General features: G+C 71.9%; 17 protein-coding genes and 2 pseudogenes. 8 read left to right on the top strand and 11 right to left on the bottom strand.

Annotated features, from left to right (window positions below; translation table 11 throughout):
- Positions 1-141: 141 nt before the first annotated feature.
- Positions 142-279 (bottom strand): annotated as a pseudogene (locus ACOV8S_RS32030) (GNAT family N-acetyltransferase); the annotation flags it as partial.
- Positions 280-573: 294 nt separating this feature from the next.
- Here ACOV8S_RS32030 and ACOV8S_RS32035 point away from each other — a divergent pair.
- On the top strand, positions 574-1,251 hold the full coding sequence (locus ACOV8S_RS32035; protein WP_448322050.1) for a DUF4232 domain-containing protein: 678 nt from the start codon (positions 574-576) through the stop codon (positions 1,249-1,251).
- Positions 1,252-1,347: 96 nt separating this feature from the next.
- On the opposite strand, the gene ACOV8S_RS32040 is transcribed toward ACOV8S_RS32035, so the two are convergent.
- Both ACOV8S_RS32040 and ACOV8S_RS32045 read right to left on the bottom strand, forming a co-directional pair.
- Entirely contained in the window at positions 1,348-1,848 is a 501-nt protein-coding gene (locus tag ACOV8S_RS32040; protein WP_448322052.1) for a hypothetical protein, read from the bottom strand.
- Positions 1,849-1,889: 41 nt separating this feature from the next.
- On the bottom strand, positions 1,890-2,435 hold the full coding sequence (locus tag ACOV8S_RS32045) for a thioredoxin family protein (protein ID WP_448322054.1): 546 nt from the start codon (positions 2,433-2,435) through the stop codon (positions 1,890-1,892).
- Between the two features lie 167 nt (positions 2,436-2,602).
- On the opposite strand from ACOV8S_RS32045, the gene ACOV8S_RS32050 reads away from it, so the two are divergent.
- Positions 2,603-3,346 carry a VOC family protein gene (locus ACOV8S_RS32050; RefSeq protein WP_448322056.1) on the top strand — a complete coding sequence of 248 codons (744 nt, stop codon included), beginning with the start codon at positions 2,603-2,605 and terminating at the stop codon, positions 3,344-3,346.
- An 87-nt stretch (positions 3,347-3,433) separates the two neighbouring features.
- On the opposite strand, the gene ACOV8S_RS32055 is transcribed toward ACOV8S_RS32050, so the two are convergent.
- Positions 3,434-4,015: a TMEM175 family protein gene (locus ACOV8S_RS32055; RefSeq protein ID WP_448322058.1), complete on the bottom strand. Its 582-nt coding sequence runs from the start codon at positions 4,013-4,015 to the stop codon at positions 3,434-3,436.
- A 274-nt stretch (positions 4,016-4,289) separates the two neighbouring features.
- On the opposite strand from ACOV8S_RS32055, the gene ACOV8S_RS32060 reads away from it, so the two are divergent.
- Both ACOV8S_RS32060 and ACOV8S_RS32065 read left to right on the top strand, forming a co-directional pair.
- Positions 4,290-4,844 carry a hypothetical protein gene (locus ACOV8S_RS32060; protein ID WP_448322060.1) on the top strand — a complete coding sequence of 185 codons (555 nt, stop codon included), beginning with the start codon at positions 4,290-4,292 and terminating at the stop codon, positions 4,842-4,844.
- 128 nt (positions 4,845-4,972) lie between these two features.
- Positions 4,973-5,245 carry a hypothetical protein gene (locus tag ACOV8S_RS32065; RefSeq protein ID WP_448322061.1) on the top strand — a complete coding sequence of 91 codons (273 nt, stop codon included), beginning with the start codon at positions 4,973-4,975 and terminating at the stop codon, positions 5,243-5,245.
- A 167-nt stretch (positions 5,246-5,412) separates the two neighbouring features.
- Here the strand turns inward: ACOV8S_RS32065 and ACOV8S_RS32070 are convergent, their stop codons facing one another.
- The 7 genes and pseudogenes from ACOV8S_RS32070 to ACOV8S_RS32100 all read right to left on the bottom strand — a co-directional run bounded on the left by ACOV8S_RS32070 (position 5,413) and on the right by ACOV8S_RS32100 (position 13,246).
- Positions 5,413-7,791 (bottom strand): glycoside hydrolase family 9 protein, encoded by a 2,379-nt coding sequence (locus ACOV8S_RS32070; RefSeq protein ID WP_448322063.1) that lies wholly within the window; start codon positions 7,789-7,791, stop codon positions 5,413-5,415.
- A 435-nt stretch (positions 7,792-8,226) separates the two neighbouring features.
- Positions 8,227-9,195 carry an acetylxylan esterase gene (locus tag ACOV8S_RS32075; protein WP_448322065.1) on the bottom strand — a complete coding sequence of 323 codons (969 nt, stop codon included), beginning with the start codon at positions 9,193-9,195 and terminating at the stop codon, positions 8,227-8,229.
- 32 nt (positions 9,196-9,227) lie between these two features.
- The gene (locus tag ACOV8S_RS32080; protein ID WP_448322066.1) at positions 9,228-9,755 is read right to left on the bottom strand and encodes a hypothetical protein; all 528 of its coding nucleotides are present in this window, start codon (positions 9,753-9,755) and stop codon (positions 9,228-9,230) included.
- A gap of 135 nt (positions 9,756-9,890) precedes the next feature.
- The gene (locus ACOV8S_RS32085) at positions 9,891-10,592 is read right to left on the bottom strand and encodes a DedA family protein (protein WP_448322068.1); all 702 of its coding nucleotides are present in this window, start codon (positions 10,590-10,592) and stop codon (positions 9,891-9,893) included.
- Positions 10,589-11,265: pseudogene (locus ACOV8S_RS32090) on the bottom strand (class I SAM-dependent methyltransferase). The gene ACOV8S_RS32085 and the pseudogene ACOV8S_RS32090 overlap by 4 nt, the downstream one beginning before the upstream one ends.
- A 58-nt stretch (positions 11,266-11,323) precedes the next feature.
- Positions 11,324-12,496, bottom strand: coding sequence for an alkane 1-monooxygenase (locus ACOV8S_RS32095; RefSeq protein ID WP_448322070.1), 1,173 nt, complete (start codon positions 12,494-12,496; stop codon positions 11,324-11,326).
- An 84-nt stretch (positions 12,497-12,580) separates the two neighbouring features.
- A complete protein-coding gene (locus ACOV8S_RS32100; RefSeq protein ID WP_448322072.1) occupies positions 12,581-13,246 on the bottom strand; it encodes a TetR family transcriptional regulator in 666 nt (221 codons plus the stop codon).
- Between the two features lie 211 nt (positions 13,247-13,457).
- On the opposite strand from ACOV8S_RS32100, the gene ACOV8S_RS32105 reads away from it, so the two are divergent.
- From ACOV8S_RS32105 to ACOV8S_RS32120, 4 genes are all read left to right on the top strand, one after another.
- A complete protein-coding gene (locus ACOV8S_RS32105; protein ID WP_448322074.1) occupies positions 13,458-13,853 on the top strand; it encodes a thiol-disulfide oxidoreductase DCC family protein in 396 nt (131 codons plus the stop codon).
- 245 nt (positions 13,854-14,098) lie between these two features.
- The gene (locus ACOV8S_RS32110; RefSeq protein ID WP_448322076.1) at positions 14,099-14,590 is read left to right on the top strand and encodes a hypothetical protein; all 492 of its coding nucleotides are present in this window, start codon (positions 14,099-14,101) and stop codon (positions 14,588-14,590) included.
- Between the two features lie 332 nt (positions 14,591-14,922).
- Positions 14,923-16,080, top strand: coding sequence for a M20 metallopeptidase family protein (locus ACOV8S_RS32115; protein WP_448322078.1), 1,158 nt, complete (start codon positions 14,923-14,925; stop codon positions 16,078-16,080).
- A gap of 304 nt (positions 16,081-16,384) precedes the next feature.
- Positions 16,385-18,041, top strand: a 1,657-nt coding sequence (locus tag ACOV8S_RS32120) for a SpoIIE family protein phosphatase (RefSeq protein ID WP_448322080.1), incomplete at its 3' end; no start/stop codon positions are given.

Below are 18,041 nucleotides of genomic sequence, written 5' to 3' on the forward strand. Positions count from 1 at the left end.
CCCCCCGCCTCACCGACGCCTGACGCCCCCGCCCGCACCGCTCTTGCCCTCGGCACGGGTTGTGCCCGTCCCGACGAAGGCCCGCCGAGCGCCGGCGGGCCTTCATGGTGCAGCGAAGGCCACCTTCACCGGTGGTCAGCCTCACCGGTGGTCAGCTTCCCGGCGGAAGTCCAGCATGTAGAAGACCTTGTCGAAGCGGTCGTCGCCGACGGCGACGAAGTCGGCGAGACGGCCGTACTCGGAGAAGCCCAGCGAGCGGTAGAGGTGCAGGGCGCTGACGAGGTCGGTGGTCTCACCGCTGGTCGTGACCGCATGCATGGCCAGCACCCTAACCTGACACCTGCCCGGCCGAGACCCTCCAGATCAAGGACCCCGCCGCTCGCCGCCCGCCGTGCTGGGCGCGGTTGCGGCCGTGTGGGCGTCGGGGGCATGCCGGGTCCGCGCCGTGTCCCAACGGTCGTGTCTGTGTCACGATCGTGCCCAGGAACGGCCCCGGCCCGGCACGGGTGGGTACAAGAGCCGATTCGGTAGGGCATTCTCACCGGTACACGCACACACCCGGGGGGATATCTGATGACGAACGCACGTCGCCCACGCCGTACCGCCACCGCTGTGGCCGCCCTCTCGCTCGGCGTACTCCTGCTGAGCGCCTGCGGCGGCGCCGACAAGGACACCGGGGCCGCCGCCCCGTCGTCGGCCCCGTCCTCGGCGGGCACTGCCAAGCCGTCCGCCGCGCCGTCGACCGCCGCCCCGGGCAAGGGCGGCAGCACCAAGGGAGGTTCCCCGGCCGGCAGCGACAGCGACAGCGCTCCGCCGCCGTCGCAGGCCGCGGCCGACGACGACCAGGACGGGGGCGTGGGCATGTGCGAGACGCACGACATGGCCTACACCGTCACCGTCGCCTCCAAGCCCACCCACCACGCGCTGCTGACCGCGGTGAACAAGGGCGGCGCTCCCTGCCTGCTCGCGGTGAACGAGCTGGTGATCACTATCCCGGGCCTCGACGGCGCCGCCGAGCACGCGGGCCCCACGGACACGGACCGCATCGTGGAGCCCGGTGGGCGCGCGTACGCCGGGATCCAGTTCTCGCGCGGGGACGACGCGGGCGGCAAGAGCGCTGACAAGGTGGAGGTCGCCCTCACCGCCGCCGAGACGCCCGCAACGGTGCCGGTCGGCGACGGCCCGGTCACGGTCAACGACATGGTGGTGACCAGCTTCTTCACCACCGCCGAGGACGCGCTCTCCTACTGACCGGCCGGAGGACGCGGCCCTCTGACGGAAGCAGCCCCGCCCGGCCAGGACCACCTGTACGGGACGGGGCTTCCCTCTCCGGCCGTTCGACGGTGCTCAGTCCGTCCCGCTCACCGGCAGGGTCACCGCGCGTTCCCGGACAGGAGGCAGACAGCCCGCGCTCTCGCTGCACGCCCCGTAGGTGAGCAACACGCGTGCGCTTCTGCCGCCTTCGGCCTGCCGCACGGGAAGTTCGAGTGTGACCGGGCCGTCCTCGTAGACCGGCAGGGCGACGTCGAGTCCGGCCGGGCGCAGCACCCGTTCCTTCGCGTCGGTGCTCGCCGGCCCGGTCGCCCGCAGTCCGCCCTCGGTCCGGATGCGCGTAGGGACGCCGATCCCGTCGACGCCACCGTCAGGCAGGCCGAGGCTGTAGAGGTGGAACCCCGCCTGCCGGGGCCTCAGTTCCGCCAGGAGCAGTGAGCCTCCGTCGCCGCGGGACTCCAGCCGCACCGTCACGCGCACGCCGCCGGCCGTGAAAGAAGTGGCGTGCGGCGTGCTCTTCGGCTGGGCGGAGGCCGTGCAGCCGACGAGAACGGCAGCAGCGGCGACTGTCGTCACCGTCGTGCCGATACACCGGCGACGGGCCCCGAACCGGACCGCTACGCCCATCGCTTCAGGAACTCCTCGACCTGCCCGGCCGACATGCCCCGGGCGTTGGCGAACTCGCCCTGGTTGGTGGCGACCTTCACCCGGCCGGACGTGGCGTCCAGGACGACCAGTGCCGGTATGCCGCTGGTCCCGAGGTCGACGTAGCGTTCGGCGACCTCCAGATTGTTGTCGAACTCGCCGACGTCCACCTTCACCACGTGGTACCCGGCCAGTAGCGCGGCGGGCCCGGCCTCTTCGAACCGGGCACCCAAAACACGGCAGTCGAGGCACCAGTCGGCGCCGAAGTCGACGAGGACCGGACGGCCGTCCTTCTTCGCCTTTTCCAGGGCAGCCGCGATGTCACCCGCGGCATCCGCCGTCGGGTCGTAGTCAGGGGCGTCCTTCGCCTCGGACGGCACCGGCTCGGTCGTCGCCGGCGCCGTGGCGACGTCGTCACCGGCCTCCCGGGGGTCCGCGGCCCCACCGGCGCAACCACTGAGCGTGGACAGGGCGAGCACGGCCGCCGCCAGTGCCGTGGGAAGCAGGGGACGTCTCACGCGCATCCTCGTCGTCTCATGTCTGCTCATGGTCAAGGAGCCGCAGTGTCGCACACCGAAGATCGGACTCTCCGCAGTGGGCGCGCCCACTCGCCATGCCCGCAGCGCCCCGGCGCACCGGGCGCCGACCGGTGCGCCCACCCCCCACAGCTGCAATGATCCACCACGTGACCGAGACCGCACCGAGCTGGCTGACCCTGTTCCTCGACATACCCGATGCGCACCACCCGGCCGCATGCGGCTTCTGGCAGGCAGCCACGGGTTACGAGTTGTCCCCGCTGCGTGGGCAGCGCGACGAATTCGCGACGCTGCTTCCGCCGGCCGCAGACGCGCACCTACGCGTGCAGAGAACGACGTCCGACAACAGCACGGTCCACCTGGATCTCCACGTCGACGACCTCGATGCCGCCACCCGCGGCGCGGTGCGGGCCGGCGCCGAGATCGTCGCGCAACCGGGCCATGCCGTCATACGGTCCCCGGCCGGGTTCGTCTTCTGCCTCGTGCGCGGCGACAACGAGACGACACCCGCCGCATCCGGCGACTGGGGCACGCACCGCTCCTTCGTCGACCAACTCACCATCGACGTCGCGTACGACGCCTGGGACCGCGAGATGACCTTCTGGTCCGACCTCACCGGCTGGACCGTCACCCGGTCGGCCCTTCCCGAGTTCGCCCGCCTCCACACGCCGCCGTCACTGCCCGTCCGGGTCCTCCTGCAACGCCGCGACGAGGGCGGCACGTCGGGTCACCTCGACATCGCCACGGACGACCGCGCCGCCGAAGTCGAACGGCTCGTCCGCCTCGGCGCCGCCACGATCGGCCAAGGGCCCGTGTGGACGGTGATGACCGGCCCCGACAACAGCGTCTTCTGCGTGACGGACCGAAGCCCGGACACCGGACTCCCGCACTGAGCACGGCGCCAACGACGAGTCGCCCGCCCCGCCGGCGGCCGCCTTCCTCGCGGAGAGACGGCGCCACCGTCTTCCGCCCACTTCCGGTCAGGTCCGGGAGACCCGCGACGCGCGGGTGGCGTGCCGGTGGGCCAGCACGGACAGAGGCACGGAGGCGCTCCAGCTGTAGACGGCCGCCATCGGTGAGAACTGGGCGATCCCGACGGAGAGAAGGAAGACGCACGCCTGCGCGGGAAGGGGTGGCAGGGGCTTGGGGCGCTCCGACCCCCGGGCGATGCGCACGGCCATCACATACAGCACCAGAGCGACCGTGCCGATGACCGCGCCGTACAGGCCCGGCCCGAGCGGCCGGTCACCGTAGTCGGCCAGCACCCTCGTCGGAAACGGGATCAAGGAGACCAGCGCCAGAAAGGCGACGTTGCACCAGAAGAGGAAGCCGTCGATCCATTCCGCGTCGCGCAGCACCGAATGGTGGGCCCGCCAGAACAGGGCGATCACGACAGCACTCAACAGGAACGTGCCCACCTGTCCCTGCACGTCGCCCAGCGCGTCCGCCAGGGCCTGCCCCTCCAGCCCGTCGGGTACGTCGATATCGAGCACCAGCAGTGTCAGCGCGATGGCCACCACGCCGTCGGTCAACGCGAGAACCCTGTGCTTCGGCAGATACATCGGCCCCGAAGGGGCGGCTGCGTGCTTGTGGCCCGAATCCATCGTCCTGTCGTAGCACCACCCGAGCGCGACACTCCGGCACCCGTCCACCGGGTCACGCACGTGTCGGACACGGCGGCGCGACGACTCCCAGGTCCGTGCCTGCCTCGATGCCCGCCCGCGCGCACCCCGACGGCGACACCTGTCATGCCGCCTGGGAGACGCCAGTGAGAGGCCGCCTGACAACGCGAATATCAGGTGCACCGACCGGACTCAGTGATGCGACACTGCCTCCATGACCAGGCCAGAGCTGACCGAACTCGACCATCTGCGGGAGATCGAACGGCTCGCCAAGGCAGTTGCCACCGCAGCCGCCGGCGAGGAGTGGTACGCCTGCGACACCGAAGGCGAAGGGCCGCTCCAACGCAGTGTCAACGCTCTGGGACGGGCACTACTGCACTACCACTTCCCCCTGGACGGATGCCTTGAGGAGGAAGAAGAGCGCCCCCAGGTTCCTCTCGCCGCCGTGGCCGTCATCCGCCCCGGGGCCATGCCCGTCGGCACCGACGAGACCTACGAGAATGCCTGCGCCCGACTGGGCGTGGAAGCACGCTCCGAAGGGTGGGCATTGTGGAACACCTGGGTCAACGGCAACGCGAAAGTGACCATGGTCGTCACCGCCGTGGACACCACCGAGGGCCTGCTCACCAACTGGGCCAAGGGCAGAGACCTGCTCCCGGTCATGCCGTTGCCCTCCCAGATCGCACAGGTCCACGCCGGCTGGACTGGCTGGACACCGATCTTCTCCCCCTACGGCAAGAAGAAACTCGGCCTCTACGGTCAGGCGTGATGCACAGGTAGCGGCCATTGCCGCAGTGGTCGTTTGCGAGCCCTCGACGATGTCACCCCGGCGCGAGCAGGAGCTGTAGGCACGCCTCCCGCTCCGCAGGTGTCAGTGGCGGCTGCCAGGCTGAGCGGATGGACCGTGATGACGAACAGTTGCTGCGCCGCCGGGTCTACGGCGCCGACCACGACCGGCCCGGACCACGACCCGACCGGCGCTACGCGCAACTCGTCGGCGGTCCGCTGGACGGGCTGCTGCTCGACGTGACCGGCCGGACGCCCGACGAGGCCGGTACCGATGTCGCCCTTGCCACCGAGCTGGGGCGGTTCGGCCCGGGCGGCCGCTCCCTGTACACCCCGCGCCCCGCGGATCCGGACCGCTTCGACTGGACGGGTGACATTCCCTGACCGGTCCCGGGCCGCTGGCATGACGCATCGCGCAGGCGTTCCCGAACCCACCCGAGCCCTGGCCCGGCCCGGCAGCACCGGGCCAGGGGCGACAGCCGACGGCGTGGCCGACAACCACACGCCCGTCGTCGGCCGTGGCCCGGCCGGGTCACGGCCGGGCCCAGGTCCTACCCGCAGTCCTTCCCGTTGAGGACGAACGCCTTGGCGCCCACGGGCGTGCCGGTGCCCTGGAAGCCGAACGAGGCGCTGCCGCCCGCCGGGATGCTGCCGTTGTGCGCGGCGTTGGTCACGGTGACGTCGGCCCCGGACTGCGTGGCGGCGGCGTTCCAGGCGCTGGTGATCCGTTCACCGCCCTGGAAGGTGAAGCCCAGCTTCCAGCCGCCGGTGACCGCCGTCGTCCCGGTGTTCCTCACCGCGACGTCGGCGGTGAAGCCGCTGCCCCAGGTGCTGGTGACCTTGTACGTCACCGAGCACGGACCGCTCGACGTCGGGGTCGGCGTGGGCGTGGGAGTGGGCGTCGGAGTCGGGGTGGGCGTGGGCGTCGGGCCCGGCGTGGGCGTCGTCCCGTCCGGGGTGGCCCCCCACTGCTTGGCCGCGCCCTCCATCAGCACGATGTTCGCCGCGTCGACGGGCGTGCTGCCCGAGGCGGTGGGGACGCCCTGGTAGGACCAGTCGTTCGCCGGATTCCAGGCGCCGGCGGAGGCGATCCGGAACTGGACCTCCTTGCGGTACGCCGACTGGCCCGCCGGGGCGATCACCGTGTCCGAGCAGTCCACGCTCACGTAGTAGACGTTGTCCTTGAACTGCGTGGGCCCGCTGAGCTTGCCGCACTGGTTGTAGTTGGTGGTGAGGGTGATCTGGGCGGGCGTGACGCCGTCCTCGAGAGTGAAGTAGTAGCGCAGCGACGCGTCGTTCAACGCCCGCGCGGGCCAGGCCGACCTGTTGATCAGGTACGCCTTGATCTCGGTGAAGTTGGAACCGGTGGCGTTCACCGAGGCCTGCACGGACATCTCGGGCCCGTCCGGCGTCTCGGCCTGCGGGAAGCCCGCGAGCGGCGCGCCACCGTACTCCGCGTAGAGGCGCGCCAGCGCACCGGTGAACGCCGCGTTGTAGTCGGTGGCGACCTCGTTGTTGGTGTAGTTGGACCGGTCGTCCGTGTAGGCGTCGTCCGCGGCGCTCGGACCGCCGACCAGAGCGCCGTACAACACGTGCCTGCTCTCCACCGGGCTGGTGATCTGGTCGGTCCAGGAACCATGGGCGGTGCGGTGGTGCGGCTTGGTGGGCGCATTGGCCCCGAAGCCGACGACGTAGCTGGACTTGCGCGGGTTGTCGCCGAGCGCGTAGTTGATCTGCCGGACGGCGAAGTCGTGGTAGCGCTGCTTGCGCTCGCTGTCGCCGGTCAGCCAGTCGGAGTAGGAGAGCGCCACGAACGCGGTGTTGGCCGCGTACCGCAGCGAGCCCCAGCTGTCGAGGACGGCCTGTCCGCCGGGCGAGTACTTCACCTTCTGGCCGTTCACCCCGCTTGTCCACCAGTCGAGCCAGCGGTTGGCGTCGTCGACGTACCGTTGCTTGCCGGTCAGCTTGGCGAGCATCACGTAGGAGCCGTACGACGTGTCGTCCCAGGAGATCGTCCACCGGTAGGACCGGGTGGTGGTCTGCGGCTCGGTGGAGAGGTTGTCGTAGTACGTCTCGGCCTTGGTCAGGTACGAGGCGTCGCCCGTGGCCTTGTGGAGCCAGATCGCGCCCCACACCAGCTCGTCGTTGTACCCGCTCCAGGACTTGTAGTACGACTGCGCGTCGGTGATGCAGTCGCTGTACTTGCCCCGGTAGGTGTCGGCGAAGGTGTAGAGCTGTTTGGCGTGGGTGAGCAGCTTGTCCGCGTACGCCGGGTCGGAGTCGCGGAAGACGATCGACGACGCCGCCATGGCGGCCGCGGTCTCGCCCGCGAGGTCGGAGCCGGGGCAGGAGGCGTCGATCTTGTGCGCGGGCCGGGCCATCGGCATGACCTCGGCAGGCCCCCACCACTTGTGATCGTCCGCGCCGTTGCCGACCTGGCCGTAGAGGACGTTCGGAGAGGGGTGTGCCTTGACGAAGTAGTCGTTGACGAAGCGCAGGTTGTTCCGCAGGTGCTCGAGCTGGCCGGAGGAGGTGTAGGCGGCCTTCTGCTCGATGCCGCCCCAGGCGAGCATCGTCGCCGAATACGCCATGGGCAGACCGAACTTGACGTGGTCGCCGGCGTCGTACCAGCCGCCGGTGAGGTCCAGACCCGCGTCCTTGCCGTCGTCCATGCCCGAATCCCCGCGCCAGTCGACGCGGTTGAAGTCGGACAGGCGGCCGGACTGCTGGGCCTCGTAGAACAGCAGCGACTTCTGCAGCGCCTCACCGTAGGCGAAGGCGGGCGCGGCGGAGGCGGAGGTCGAGGCCGACAGGGGTAACAGGGCGCCGGCGAGGAGCGCACCGGCGAGGGCTGTCAGCCCTGCGCGGCGCCCGGCTGTGGTGGAGGCGCCGAGTCCTCGTCTGCGGCGGAACACGTGGGGGAGGCGCAACGGAACGTCCCTTCCGACATCGGTGGGGCAAGCGACGGACCAGGCTCCGGCCCGCCCAGGGGGAGTGCGACCCCACCCCGGGGATGAGGAGGCGGGACCGTCGTGCAGCCGTGCGGCTGGTGATGGGAGCGCTCCCATCACTCCCCGTTCATGAAGCCAGCAGTGCCTGCACCTGTCAACAGCGGTCACACAACCTGATGCGCCCGCTGGAGGCCCCGCTGGCCCACGTGCGACGCACGGCTGCCTCGCGGGCGCCGTCGCGGCCGTCAGCAGCAGGCCCGCAGGGCCGCACAGGGAGCACCGTTTCCCGCCCGCTCCCGGCCGCCCTCCGTTGGCCCGCGCACCCTCTGCCCACACGACACCGGGAGCCATGCCGTGCTGCGCCCGCCGACCCGGAAGAGGTCCGTACCGGGCGTTCCCGCCGTGTCCGCAACGTCAGGCGTATCGCCGCAGCCAGCGCAGCCTGGCCGCGTCCTGATAGGGGCCACCGCCCTCGTGATCGTTGAACTCGTAGACCTCGATGCTCTTGTCGGAGCCGGCCCAGGCGTTGAACGCCGCGAAAACGGTCGACGGAGGACAGGTCTGGTCCTCCAACGCCGCTGAGAAGAGCGCGGCCGCACGGCCGCGGGCGGCGAAGTGGACGGCGTCGAAGTAGGACAGCGTACGCAGGACGTCCTCGGTGCGACCTCGGTGCGTCCTGAGGTAGAGGCCCACCTCACGGTAGGGGTCCCGGTCCGTCAGCGTCGTGGCGCGGGGGTAGTCGCACAGGAACGGCACGTCCGGTGCCACGGCGACCAGGTCCGACACCAGGCCGCCCACGGCGATACTGATCCCGCCGCCCTGGCTCGTGCCGAGCGCCACGGTCCGCGACGCGTCCGTCAGCGGGTGCGAGCGGGCAGCCTCCACCGCGCGCACGGCGTCGGTGAACACACGCCGGTAGTAGTAGTTCTCCGGGGCGTCGATGCCCCGGGTCATGAAGCCGGGGTACGCCGGACCGCTTCCCACCGGGTCGGCGGTTGCGCCTCCGCCGCCCCAGCCGCTGCCCTGGCCTCGGGTGTCCATCACGAAGTGCGCCCGACCGCTGGACGCCCACAGGAGGTCCTCGTGAGGAAGGCCGCGTCCACCGCCGTACCCCTTGAACTCCACCACCAGCGGCACCGGTTCCTCGGTACGGGCCGGGAGGCGCAGCCAGCCCTTGACCGGGTGACCGCCGTACCCGGCGAACGTCACGTCGTACACCGCGACCGTGGCGAGTCCCGCGTCGACAGGCTCGAACCGGGCGGCCAGGTCGAATGCCCGTGCCTCCTGCAGCGTCGTGGCCCAGAAGGCGTCGAAGTCCGCGGGGGCGACCGAAGCGCTGTGATACTCGCGCAGTTCCTCGAGCGAGAGGTCGAACAGGGCCACGGAGAACCGCCTTCCGTCGGTGGAACGAGCGATCACACCGTACGGGGGTGCGTGTACACCCCACCAGTGTGCGCAGGCCATGTCTTGGTGTCGTCGTCCTCGTCCGGCGGCGGAGGCGGAGCGCGGGGTAAGCCTCGGCGAACTTGGTGACGACGGGTCGTGGTGGTGGCTCGGGCGCGTGATCGGCAGGCGTACCAGGCGGTGGCCCCGCACACGCCGAGGTACAGCACGGCGGCCTGCGCGGCGAAGGCGCCGTAGTTGAACTCCCACGGGTGTCCGCCCGCCCCGGCGACGGCTGCGGGGGCGTCGTTCCGGGCGCTTACTGGCAGCCAATCCGGCCGGGCCGGGGCCACCCTCGCGCACACCTCGGGCACGTACACCACGGCGGCCACCAGCGCGGCGGCCAGCGCGAGCCACACCACCGCGGCCGCCGTCTCGCCGCCGCCCTCGTTACGACTGCGGCCCCAGGGCAACAGAAGGACGCCCAGCTGGTCGTCCCAGGCGAACACACGAGAGAAGCAGGAGCGACCGGCTTCGCCGAGCTCATGAGCCGTCGCCATGGGCCCGACGTCATTTCCGCGGCAACGACGTCATCGCCGTCGGGGCCATGGAGAAGGGGACCGTGCGGGTCGAGGCAGCCTTCGTCGCACGTGCCTCCGCCCGACAAGGACCACCCCGGGCAGGTCAGGGACTGATCACGTGGCGGGAGGGCCCGGGACCTCCGCGGCCGCGTCTCCGGACGCCGGCGCGGCCGCGACAGCCACGTCCGTCGCCGCCGCCTCGCAGGTGAGGGGCCGCGAGCCCGCCGCCCTGCGGCGCAGTGCGAGCCATGCGGCGGCCGCCACCGCCACGGTCGCCGCGGCGAGGACGGGGCCCCCGACGCCGAGGACGTGCTGCAGGGAGGCGGTGGCGGCATATCCGGCGCCGGCCTCCACCGCGGCCCACAGTGGCGCGGCGGCCAGGCTGTAGGGCGCGATGCGGTGGTAGGGCAGCCGGGTCGCGCCGGCGAGATGGGGGACCAGGGTCCGCAGCACCGGCACGAACCGGGCCCAGAAGACCGCGGGCCCGCCGCGGCGCGCCATGAACACGCCCGCCCTTCGCCACGCGACGGCAGGCAACCGCCGGCCGAGCGCACCGGTGCGCAGGCGGACACCCAGAGCCTGCCCGGTGCGATGGGCGAGGAGATCGCCCACCACCACGGCGCCCGCGGCCGTCGCGATCAGCAGCGGCAGGCTGAGCGTGCCGGTACGGGCCATCGCGCCGGCGGTGAGCAGCAGGGTGAGGGTCGGCACGAAGGCGCCGAAGAGCAGGACCGACTCGGCCAGGACGGCCAGGGCCACCATCGCGTACACGGAGGCGGCAGGGATCTGGCCGAGAAGGGTCTCCGGCGCCGTCACCGGTGTGCTCCGGCGCCTGCGCGGACCGGCCCCGGGCCGGAGGGCTCCGGGCGAGTGAGCTGCCAGACCCGCGCGGGAGGAAGATTGGCCCAGACCGTCCAGCAGCCGGTGGCGTAGCGATGCCGGTAGCCGGCCAGCACCTCCTCCACGGCCCGATGCGGGCGCGCCTCGGCCCGGGAGGCGAACAGGGCACGGGCCCGCCGGGTACCGAGGTAGGCGAAGTACGTCAGCGTTCCGCCGGGGCGCAGGAGCTCCAGATACCGGTCCATGATGGTTTCTACCTGTGCCGGGGCGAAGTTGACGAAAGGCAGGCCGGAGAGACGATCACGTCGTAGCGCCGGTCGGGTGCCAGGTCCTCCACACGGCGGCAGACGCGAACCTGCTGTCCGCGGTCGACGAGATCCGGGTACGCGGCGACGAGGTCGCGCAGCCGGCCGCTGAAACGCGGATTGGCCTCGGCGAGGTCCAGGCGGCGTCCGGGCCCGAGCTGCGGGATCAGGGCACGCGTGACGGCACCCGTTCCCGCACCGGCCTCCAGCACGTCCAGAGGCCGTCCCGCCCGACTGCGCAAGGGATCGGTCAACTCGTGGGCCAGGGCGCGGCCGCTGGGAGCTATCGCGCCGGTGGTACCGAGGTCGCGGGCCGCGCTCCTCGCCCGCGACGCCGGCCTCACCTGACGGCGCCCCTCACCGCTGACGACGCCCCTCGGCGCGGCGGCGCGGAGGGTCCCCCTACGCGCCGCCTGTCTGTGCGCCGTAGCGGCTCGCCCGCCGGTGGTGCAGGTTGGCGCGCCGCGCGTCGCCGTCGTAGTGCGCCAGCACCTTGGGGTCCATCACCCGGCGCCACAGCGGGGTCAGCCAGGCCAGCACGATCATGGACGCGTAGCCGGAGGGCAGCTGCGGCGCCTCCTCGAAATGGCGCAGGGTCTGGTAGCGGCGCAACGGGTTCGCATGATGGTCGGAGTGCCGCTGGAGCTGGTACAGGAAGATGTTGCTGGTGGTGTTGTTGCTGTTCCAGCTGTGCCGAGGAGCCACCCGCTCGTACCGCCCGTCGGGACGCCGCTCGCGCAACAGCCCGTAGTGCTCCAGGTAGTTGACCGTCTCCAGCAGCAGGATGCCGCACCCCGCCTGCACGACGAGGTAGGGGAGGACCACCGGGCCGAAACCCACGGCCAGGGCGGCGAGCAGCAGCGCGGTCAGCGCCCACCCGGTCAGGACGTCGTTGCGGTGCGACCAGACGCGGTGCCTGCGGCGGTTGAGGCGCCTGGCCTCCAGGCGCCAGGCCGACCGCGCGCTCCCCACGACCGTGCGCGGCAGGAAGGCCCACAGACTCTCGCCGAGCCGCGAACTGGCCGGGTCCTCACGCGTCGCGACCCGGATGTGGTGGCCGTGGTTGTGCTCGACGTAGAAGTGACCGTACGCGGACTGCGCGAGCGCGAGCCGGGCCAGTCGGCGTTCCACCGTCTCGCGCTTGTGACCGAGCTCGTGTGCCGTGTTGATGGCGACACCGGCCACCACTCCCACCGTGGCGGCCAGCCCCAGCGCCTCCGGCACGCCCAGGCCGCCGGACCACAGCAGGCACGCGTACAGCAGACCGGCGTACTGGAGGGGCAGGTACAGGTACGTGCACCAGCGGTAGTACCGGTCCTCCTCCAGCAGCGGCATCACCTCGTCCGGAGGGTTCTCCCGATCCGAGCCGATCAACGCGTCGAGCAGCGGGATGATCACGAAGGCGAAGAAGGGCCCCCACCACCACAGCACCGGCCAGTCGCTGACCGCGACCAGCCCCGCGGCCTGGAACGGCAGGGTGGGAACGGCCAGGCCGAGCAGCCACGCGTAGCGCTTGCTGTCGCGCCACGGGGTGCCGGCGGGGGAGGTGGGCGGAGTCGTCGACGATGTCGTCATCGGGCTGTGCTCCTCGCGAGCGTTCGGCTCTGACCCGACGGAGCGTGCCACCGGCCCCAACCGCTGACAATCGGGGACGCCGTGTCAACGTTCTGACGGTTCGTCAGACGCTCTTCCTCCCGTCAGGACTCCCATGGCCGCTGCGGTGACGACCTCGGCCGACTCGCGCAGCGACCGCTCGGAGGTCGGCAGCACGATGTGCGACAACGTGAGGCGCACGACGACGTCGGCGGCCTGGTCCGTCCGGGCCTCGTCGAACTGCTTGAAGTGCGTCCGGCACCAGGCGCGCACCATGAGCCGCGCGCCCGTGACCACCGGATCCAGGCGTGTCGTCAGGTAGGGCAACAGGGAGTCCGTGCCGTCACGGGTCGCCCTGACCACCGAGGCGACGAGCACGTTGTCCCCGGCCTCCCGCAGCGCGTACCCGACGGCGGCGGCGAGCGCGTCCACCGCGGTCGGCGCCGGCTGCCGCAGCGCCCGGTCCAGGCCGAGGAGGAAACGCTCCGCCTCACGGTGCACCAGTGCCTGGGTCAGACCGTCGCGACTGCCGAACTCCTTGTAGACCGTGGGCCGGGACACCTCGGCGCGGGCCGCCACCTGCGACAGGCTCACCGCGTCCCACCCCTGCTCCGCCGCCATGGCACGCGCCGCGTCCAGCACATCGCCCCGCATCCGCCGTCGCCACGCCTCACGGGGCGGCAGAGGACCAGAACCCCGGTCGGCGGCAGGGGCGATCGACGTGTCCTCCACGGTGTCTCTCCTCGCGTGCGGCGCCGGGCAGGCGGGTCAATGATGCAGCCCCGAGCCCTCCCGCTGAAGCGCCTGAGCCATGACACGGCGGCTTCCCGGGCGCCACCTCACGCCCGGGCCGAGGCGCCCGAGGGCCCGCAGCGGCGCACCCGAGGTAGCGTCGGACGTGTCAGCTTCACGGCGACGCGGCAGGACGAGAGGTGAGGACCCCGTGCGGAGCCGACCTGTACTGGTCTACGACGCCGACTGCGGCTTCTGCAGCGCCTCGGTCGAACGCGCCGAACGACTCCTCCACCCCCGGTGCACCACGACACCCTGGCAGTCCGCGGACCTGGACGCCCTCGGCGTCACCCAGGCGCGCGCCGAGCACGAAGCGCTCTGGGTGACCCCGACGGGCACCGTCTACGGCGGCTCGCAGACCGTCGCCCAACTCCTCCTGAGCTCCCGAGGCGGCTGGCCGGTCCTGGGAGCGCTGCTCACCGTGCCCCCGGTACGGTGGGTCGCCCACCTCGCATACCGGTGGGTGGCGAACAACCGGACCCGCCTGCCCGGCAGCACGACGGCGTGCTCACCGGTACCCCCACGCCCCGCGAACCGAACGGACTGAACCAGGCCGCACCGCACCACAGCGGTGCCGACAGCCGACCGGCAACACCCCCTCCACCCCGCTGACCTGCGACCCGACAATCGCGTGGCGTGCGGTGACCCTGGTGCCTACGATCCCGGGATGGCTGGAATGCCGATCACCCCATGTCTGTCCGGCTCGGCTGCAACAAGGGTGGACGCGGCGGTCGCGAGGGCGATGACGCCGTTCGCCGAGGCCGGTGTGGGCACCGGGGAGCGGGAGCGTGGATGGCCGACCTGCGTCTGACCTGGGGGCTGTCCGGACAGGGGTGGGTCGATTGCACCGTCAGCGACCACCGGACCGAAGCCGAAGTCATCGCCTCGTACATCACCACCGCTCCCGAAGATCTCTTGACGGCAGTGACACGTGCGATGGTCGGCGAGACCGAGTGCCGAGCACAGTTCGATGCCGAGCCCACCGCCTTCCGCTGGATCTTCCAGCGCCACGGCGCCAACCTGTCGATCCGCGTGCTGCGACTGGCCCACGCCAGTGACCACGACGACAAGGGGACCGAAATCTGGTCCAGTCGGCAGGACATCGACGTCGTCGCCCGGGCAGTGATCCGATGCTTCGACCAGGTCGTGTGGGAGTACGGCGAGAGCGCCTACCGCGATATGTGGGGCGAGCACTTCCCTCGCACAGAACTGGAGGCCCTCAGGACTGCGTGGCACAAGCACCGAAGCGATCGCTCTGCCTCCTCGATGCCCGCTGACCCGTGACGTGGTCCGCCGGCCCGGACTCGGGCGACACGGAGGTGGACGCCGAGGTGGCTGCGGCCCGTGGTCAGGTACCGGAAGTAGTACCGCAGGCTCTCCGACCACGGTGGTACGGATACCCCCACCCCCGCGCCGGGGGTTGATCGGCTGGGCGGGGCCCTGCGAGTGCGGCGATCGTGTCCTCGGAAGAAGACCACCTGAGCCGAAGGAGCAACGCGATGAACCCTGAGCAGACCGCTCTCGCACGCCGCACGTTACTGGCCGGCGCGGCAGCCGGTGTGGGATCCGTGTGGGTGGGTGCGGGGAAGGCCGCCGCGGACCGGGGGAGAGGGCCGGTGACGCAAGCGGCGGTGACCGCAGAGGCGGCACGGGTCGAGCAGCGGCTGATCGCGCTGCGGCGCGATCTGCACCGGCACCCCGAGGCCCCGGGGCAGGAACGGCGCACGGCCGCCGTGGTGGCCCGGGAACTGCGGGCGGCGGGGCTGACCGTGACCACCGGGGTGGGCGGCCACGGAGTCGTCGGCGTCCTGCGGGGTTCTCGGCCCGGCCGGACCGTCGCCTACCGTGCGGACATGGACGCCGTCCCGCCCACGGACATCGTCGGCACAGGTCCCGCCGTGGACCACGTCTGCGGCCACGACCTCCACACCGCGGTCGCCGTCGGCGTCGCCGCGGTCCTGGCGCGGCTGCGCGAGCACCTGAGCGGGACGGTGGTCTTCCTCTTCCAGCCCGCGGAGGAGACCCTGTCCGGCGCCCGCGCGGTGATCGACACCGGCGTGCTGGAGCGGCTGGGGGTCGAGGAGATCCACGCCCTGCACTGCGGGCCCTTCCCGGTCGGCCGGTTCGCCGTGCTCCCCGGCTACGGAATGCCCGGCCAGGACAAGGCGGAGGTGACCCTCTGCGGTCCGAACGCGGCTGATGCCGCGCGGGCGCTGGCCGCCGACATCGGATCCCTCGCAACCGTGACGCCACCGCAGAGCCCGGCGGACCTGGAGCGCCTCGTCGAGGACGCCCTCACCCCCGACGGGCCGCTGACCCGGTTCCTCGCCGTGCGAGCAGTGGCACAGGGGACCACGGTGAGCGTGTCGTACCGCTGCTGGCCGCAGGAGCGCTACCTGGAGGTGCGCGAGGCGATCCGCCGGGCGGCCGCACCGCACGCGGGCGCGGTGGTCCGCTTTCCCTCCGAGCCGTTCCCGGCCCTGCTCTGCCCGGAAAACGAAACCCGCCTGCTCGCCCGCCACCTGCGCAGCAATCTCGGCCGGGACACGGTCATCACCCTCCACGCCGCGTTCCCGCCCTTCAGCGGCGAGGACTTCGCCCTCTACCTGGACCGCATGCCCGGCACCTACACGTTCCTCGGTGTCCGGGCCCCCGGCGCCGCCGTCACCACGAGCTACCCGCACTTCCCCGACTTCTCGCCCCACGAGCAGGCCATCGGCACGGGCGTGCGCGCCATGGCGGGATGGATCGCGGAACGCACGCACAGACGGTGACATACCGCCGGGCCGACTGTGCGTCCACGCCTGAGGCCACGAGCGAGGGTGATCGCCTCCCGGCGGCAACCCGCCGCACGCACTCACTCGAACGACGCAGGCCCGGTCGTCGGGGCCGCCACGCAGGGGCGATGCTGGCGTGGTGCGCATGTGCACACCCCGGCCTCGGACGTGGGCGCGGGACATCAAGGAGGGCGAGGTCCTCGAACCCTTCGGCGGAAGCGGAGTACGCGACGATGGCGCTGATCCGGCGGGCCCCCGACCGGTCGGACGTCCGGCGGTCACGGGGCACCACAGAACGGTCGTGACTCCGGTGGAGCCCCTGGACGTGCGGCTCTTCGACGAGACCGTGGCGGCCGTCGCCCTGTTCACCGGCCCGGAGCACCGGCTGGTCTACCAGAACCGGGCCTGCGCCCGACTGCTCGGCGCCCGGCCCCTCGGACTGCCCGCACGGGAGGCGTTCCCCGAAGCGGATGCCGACACGTTCATGACCGTGCTGGACGAGGTCGTCGCCACGGGGCGGCCCCGCCGCCTCCCCGAGGCGCGCGATCCCGACCCCGACGCCCCGGACCAGGCACGGTTCTTCGTCTACTCCTGCACGCCCGTCACCACCGCCGAAGGTTCGGGAGCGATGGTCGTCGCGCTGGACACCACGGCCGAGATCGTGGCCCTCGAGCGCTACCAGGCGGTGGCGTCGGCCGTCTCGCAGATGGTGTGGGTACTGCGCCCGGACGGATCCGCGGAGGAGATCGTCCCGGGCTGGCAGGAGCTGACCGGGGAGGCGTGGCACGGCTGGATGGACAGCCGCTTCACCGCCTACGTCCACCCCCGCGACCGCCATCGGCTCGAGCGGGACCGGCGCCTGCTGCTGGCCGACGAACCCCCGCGCATCATCGAGACCGCCTTCAGGGTGAGGACCGCCGACGGTTCCTACCGCCACGTGGCGACCCGGTCGGTGCCCATCACCCATGGCGGCCGCGCCACGGAGTGGATCGCCGCCACCGACGACGTGGAGGACAGTTGGAACGCGGCGCTGCGCGAACACCTGCTCGCCCACCTGGCGGAAGTGTCCGGCGGCACTCTGGACGAGGTCTTCGAGGCGGTCGGGCACGTCGTCGTCCCCGAACTCGCGGACGCCGTCCAGATCATGCTGCTGACCGGTGAGGAGTGGCCGCCACCTGAGAACACCGCCGTCACGGCCCGGCCGGCCGCCTCGGCGACCCGCCGCGACCTGCCACCTCCACCTCCGCTGCCGGAGGACGAGGTCGTCATCGGCGACGCCGTCCGCGCGGTCCTGGACAGCCGCACCCCTCGCACCATCCACCTCACCGTGGGGGGACGGGTGCCGCCCGGCCTGATCCCGGCGGCCACCGAACAGTGGCTCGCCGACGCGGACGCCACCAGCGTGACGATCTACCCGCTGACAGCCGACGGCATCGTCCTCGGCTACGCCCTCACCAGCGCGAACGGCGACTCGCCCGCCCCCGGGCCGACCGACACCGAACTCCTGCGCAAGGTCTTCCACGACGTGGAACCACCCCTGCGCAAAACCCTCGACCTCCAGCGGGCCCGGCGCACCGCCCTGCGCCTCCAGCGCGCCCACCTCACCGACCCGCCGACCGTGCCCGGTGCGAGTCTCGCCGCGAACTACCAGCCGGCCAGCTCCGCCAACGAGATCGGCGGCGACTGGTACGACGCCGTCGTCCACTCCGACGACACCCTCGTCCTCGACATCGGGGATGTCGCCGGACACGACCTGACCGCGGCCACCGCCATGGCGCAGCTGCGCAGCATGCTCCGCGGCCTCGCCTGGAGCAACGGCCCCACCTGCAAGCCGTCCACCATCCTGTCCATGCTCGAGGACGCCGCCGAAGGGCTCGACATCGCCTCCTTCGCCACGGCCGTCCACGCCCGCCTGCGCCGGACCCCGAACGGCGCGTGGGGTTTCACCTGGTCCAACG

The sequence above is a fragment of the Streptomyces sp. CO7 genome (assembly GCF_053474865.1).

Bases quoted from the DNA above. Each gene is read 5' to 3' on its own strand.
- ACOV8S_RS32035 (WP_448322050.1), top strand. From the start codon at position 574: ATGACGAACGCACGTCGCCCACGCCGTACCGCCACCGCTGTGGCCGCC.
- ACOV8S_RS32055 (WP_448322058.1), bottom strand. From the start codon at position 4,015: ATGTATCTGCCGAAGCACAGGGTTCTCGCGTTGACCGACGGCGTGGTG.
- ACOV8S_RS32060 (WP_448322060.1), top strand. From the start codon at position 4,290: ATGACCAGGCCAGAGCTGACCGAACTCGACCATCTGCGGGAGATCGAA.
- ACOV8S_RS32065 (WP_448322061.1), top strand. From the start codon at position 4,973: ATGGACCGTGATGACGAACAGTTGCTGCGCCGCCGGGTCTACGGCGCC.
- ACOV8S_RS32080 (WP_448322066.1), bottom strand. From the start codon at position 9,755: ATGGCGACGGCTCATGAGCTCGGCGAAGCCGGTCGCTCCTGCTTCTCT.
- ACOV8S_RS32095 (WP_448322070.1), bottom strand. From the start codon at position 12,496: ATGACGACATCGTCGACGACTCCGCCCACCTCCCCCGCCGGCACCCCG.
- ACOV8S_RS32110 (WP_448322076.1), top strand. From the start codon at position 14,099: ATGGCCGACCTGCGTCTGACCTGGGGGCTGTCCGGACAGGGGTGGGTC.